The organism is Acidobacteriota bacterium (assembly GCA_012517875.1).
GTDB lineage: Bacteria > Acidobacteriota > JAAYUB01 > JAAYUB01 > JAAYUB01 > JAAYUB01.
Genome location: JAAYUB010000090.1, coordinates 1 through 4438 on the forward strand (window position 1 = coordinate 1; position 4438 = coordinate 4438).

The following is a 4438-nucleotide window of genomic DNA, read 5'->3' on the forward strand; positions in this document are numbered from 1 at the left end:
CCTGCCGGGCAAGGACGAGACGGCTTTCCCCGAGATCAACCGCTGAGGCCGCCGTGGAACCCACTCCGGATAAGCCGGGCAAACCGTTTTACCGCCGCAAGCGATTCTGGACCGCCGTCATCGTGGTGGGGCTGGCGGTGGGACTCGGCTTCAATTACAAGGCGGTGAAACGGGCCGGTCATGACCTGGTCACCTACGCCGAACGGTCCAGCCCGGTCTTCGCCGGGCTGATCCTGGGAGTGGTGGCGGTCGGCGATTCCTCGTTCCTGTCCATCCCGGAAGGGAACGACTTCCTCATCGTCTATTTCGCCATTCTGAAAGCCGAGTACATGCCCTACTTCGTCCTGATCAGCGCGGTAGGCTCGGTTATCGGCTCGGTGATCCTGTTCAGCGTGGGACGCAAGGGCGGCGGCATGTTCCTCCAGAAGCGCTTCTCCCCGGAACGCATCACCAAGATTCAGGCGTGGTTTCGGAAGTACGGCATCTGGGCCATCCTGCTGCCGTGCATCGTCCCGCCGCCCATGCCGTTCAAGCTGTTCGTGCTCACCGCCGGCGTCCTGCGGTTCCGCTACAGCCGGTTCATCCTCGCCACGCTGATCGGCCGGCTGGTGCGCTACGGGATCTGGGGTGTGTTGGCGGTGATCTTCCGGGATTACATCATCGATTTCATGAAGTACCACCTGCTGGACCTGGGCCTGGCCATCCTGGGCGTGATCATTCTGGCCGGCGTGGTCAGCTTTCTATACGCCCGGATCCGGCGGCGTTCCCGGCCACTGGACGAGTCCGCGTCCGTGTCCCCCCCCGCCGATTGACCATCGCCGGCGCCGCCGCAGAACCGCCGGACCGCATTTTCCCGTCGGGGCATCCCGCAGCGCGCCACCGCTACCCGGTTGTCCGGACAGCGGTTAGGGTTCGATGTACTCCGCCGGCTGTTGTATAATCGGTCAGCCTGGATGGAGTGGCCATCGAGCGTCGCATGTCCGAATCACCGCGCAAGAAATTCAAAGTGCCTTGGCCCGTGCGTCTGCTGGTCTATGCCGCCCTGGTGATGGCCGCCGCCTGGTGGTTCCTCAACTCGCCTCTGCTTAAATCCGTGCTGCTCAACGCCGTCAACTCCCGCCTGGCCGAGGAGACCGACCTGCAACTGGTGGTGCGGGATTGGGATTACAACCTGTTCCGCGGCACCGTCCTAGCGCGGGACCTGGCGGTCGTCTCACCGACCGGCTCGTTCTTCTGCCGCATCCCGGAACTGCACCTGGTGCTGGACCCCGGCGACATGCTCCAGGGACGGCTCACGCCGGTGTCCATCGAGGTGATCGGCCTGGATCTGGTGCTCAACCTGCCGGCCGACGACCTGACTGTCCGGAAGCGGGAATCGGGCGGTGAGCTCGACCTGAAGTTTCAATCGATCATCCTGCGGCGATGCCGAGTCCGCTGCCGCGACCTGACGATCCCGCTGGACGGCACCGTCGGTCGATTCGACCTGCGGATCGACAAGGACCGTCGGCAGCCGGGCTACCAGGTCCGACTCGACGTGGCCGACGCCCTGTTCCGCCAGGACCGGCGGCGCCTGCCGCTGGACACGTTCGCCGTGCGGGGTACGGTGACGGCGGACGAGCTGGAGTTCAGGGAAGTCACGATCGCCTCGCCGCTGCTGGAGTGGCGCGGCGCCCTGCGGCTCAAGACCGAGGCGCCCCTGCAGCTGGCGGCGGAAGGAAAGGGCGCGATCGGGCTGGGAATCGCCCAACTGCTGGAACCCGACCTCCCGGTGGCGCTGGGCGGGCGGGTGGCGCTGGCCGGCCGGGTGGCGGTCCGTGACGGGGTGCTGGCCGACCTGACGGCTGAGCTGTCGGCTCCCGCACTGGCGGTCAACCAGGTATCGATGACGAACCTGTTTGTGCAGGTCACGATGCGCGACGGCGCGCTGGTTACGGACTCCTTCCAGCTCAGTCTGGACGGCGGTGGCGCCGTGACCGGCCAGTGGGGATACTCGCCGGAGTCCCGCGCCATCCGCTACACCGGCCGGCTGGCCAACCTTGAGTTGGGCCAGTTCCACACAGGCGGTCTCATCGGCCATCCCGTCGACGGAGTGATCGACGGTGAGCTGGAACTGAATCTGGCGGCCGGCGGTTCGCCGAAAATCCGTTGGGACGGTGTGATCGCCGGCTTGTCGGTGCAACTCCCCTCCAAGACGCACTTCTATCGGGCCGAATTCATTCAGGGACGGCTGGCCCTGGACAACAGCGAGATCCGCTTCGAACTGGACAACGCGCTCGGCGAAGGCATGCTCATCCAGGGCAAGGGCCGGGTGCGGGACGGCGAGGTGTGGGTGGATCCCATGCGGGTCTGGGTGCCGGCCGAAGAGGAGGCGCAGGGCCTGCTGGCGCGCGTCGCCCGGCTGTCGGACAAGCTGAAGGCCAAGCTCGACATGATTCAAATTTACGGCCAGACGGAGTTTGCCGGCCGTCTGCATCTCAAGGGGAGTTTCCCCGACGTCGACGGCCAGTTGTCCGTGGGCGGATTGGAGATGGCCGGCGTGCGGTGGCGGGATGTCCGCCTCCCGTTCCAACTCGATCGTAACTCCTTGCGGGTCCGGGGCGGCATGCTCGACGGGGCGAGTCAGCGCGCGGAGTTCGACATGAACCTTCGCCTGGAGCCGGACACCCATCTGGACGCCATCTCCGTCAACTGCCAGGCGTTGGACTGGCGGTCGCTGGAGCGCACCCTGGTTTTTGTCGGCCTGGAGTTTGGTGATCCCAAGCCATCCGCTTTCCTGCACGGGAACCTGACCGGTGTGCTGAACCTGACCCTGCCAGAAGGCCACCCGGGCGAGGGGAGCTGGGACATCCGCATGGGCGATGTCCGTCTCATGGACCAGCCGCTGGGCCGCATTCAGGCGGCGGGGCGGTTGGCCGGGGACACGGCGCATTTCGACCAGCTGGCGATCCACGGGCCGGCGGTGGAATTGTCCGCCGGCGGCAGCTGGAATACCGTTACGAATCAGGTGGAGGCGGCCGGGGCGCTGCGCCGCCTCGCGCTGAAGGACCTGCCCCAACTGCGCGACGCCGGTCTCGACGGCCTGCTGGCGGGAACATTCGAGCTGCGGGGCCGGCTCAGCCAGCCGGAGGTCGCCGCCACCTTCACCAGCGACCGGTTGATGTTCCAGGGCGAACCGTTCGGCGACCTGAACCTGGTGGCCCGGTACGAAGGCGACAAGGTGTATTTCTCCCTGCGCACCGAGTACCGGGAGAACAAATACCAAACTCTGGGTGTGGTCAGCCTGGGCGCGGAACCGATGCTGGACGGTCGGGTGTTTCTGGACGACGTGCAGATCCAGCCGTTCCTGCGCCAGGCGGGCGTCCCGCATGCTGACGAGACGCGGGGCACCGTCACGGGCGAAATGTTTGTGACGTATCCCTTTAAAAAGCCCGAGGAGATGGAGGTCACGGCCCGTTTCGACAAGATCGGCCTGACTTTCCGTCATCTGCAGCTGCGGAACGCCCAGCCGGTGACCCTGCAGGTGCTCGACCGAAGGCTCACGCTGCGCAACACCGAACTTCAGCTCAACGCGGCCAAGCTGGCCATCCAGGGTGAATTGTCCCTGTTCCCCTTCGACGAGCTCCGCGTGTTCGTGGGCGGCACGCTGAAAGCCGACCTGTTGCAGCCCTTCTATCCGGAGTTGTTTCCGGCCGGGACGGTCAAGCTGCAGGCGACCGTGCAGGGGAAAGTGGGCAATCCGTCGGTCTCCGGCCGGGTGGAATTCCAGGACGCCGCGCTGAAGATCCGCAAACCGGAGCTGGCTCTGTCCAAGATCAACGGCGTGCTGGAGCTGTCCCGATATTCCATCCGGACGGAGCGGATCCAGATGGACTCCACTTACGGGCCGCTGGAGATCCACGGCGAATGCCGCCTGGACCAGCTGGAACCGGTGCTCTGGAACGTGTACGCCAGCAGCGACCGGCTCAGCGTGCCGTTTCCCAAGGGGTTTCTGTCCGAGGTGAGCGGCCGGATCCATCTCCAGGGGCGACCCGGCCGATCGGTGCTGGGCGGCGACCTGTGGATCGAGCGGGCCGCCCCGTTGCAAAATGTGGACCTGGTGGGCTTCGTCCAGTTGCTGGCGGGCATGGAGTTCTCCAGCGGCGGGAACGGTCCGGAGACACTCCTTGCCGAGACCACGCTCAATGTGAATCTCAAGGGCGAACGGTCCGTCCGCATCGAAACGGACAGTCTGGATATTATCGGCAGCGTGGACTTGCAGATCAAGGGATCGCTGGATCAGCCGGTGATCCGCGGGGCCCTGGTGGTCAACAACGGCGAAATCATGTTCCGGATGAACCGTTTCACCGTGGACCGGGGCCTGATCTCGTTCATCAATCCGGCTGAGGTCGATCCGGAACTTAATCTGCAACTATCGAGCGACATCAAGGATTACCACATC

Annotated in this window: 2 protein-coding genes; both read left to right on the forward strand. The window is 65.3% G+C overall.

Annotation, left to right across the window (positions count from 1 at the left end; all coding sequences use genetic code 11):
• Window positions 1-53: 53 nt before the first annotated feature.
• On the forward strand, window positions 54-812 hold the full coding sequence (locus tag GX414_09140) for a hypothetical protein (protein ID NLI47259.1): 759 nt from the start codon (window positions 54-56) through the stop codon (window positions 810-812).
• 164 nt (window positions 813-976) lie between these two features.
• The coding region (locus GX414_09145) for a hypothetical protein (protein ID NLI47260.1) at window positions 977-4438 on the forward strand (3462 nt) is incomplete at its 3' end.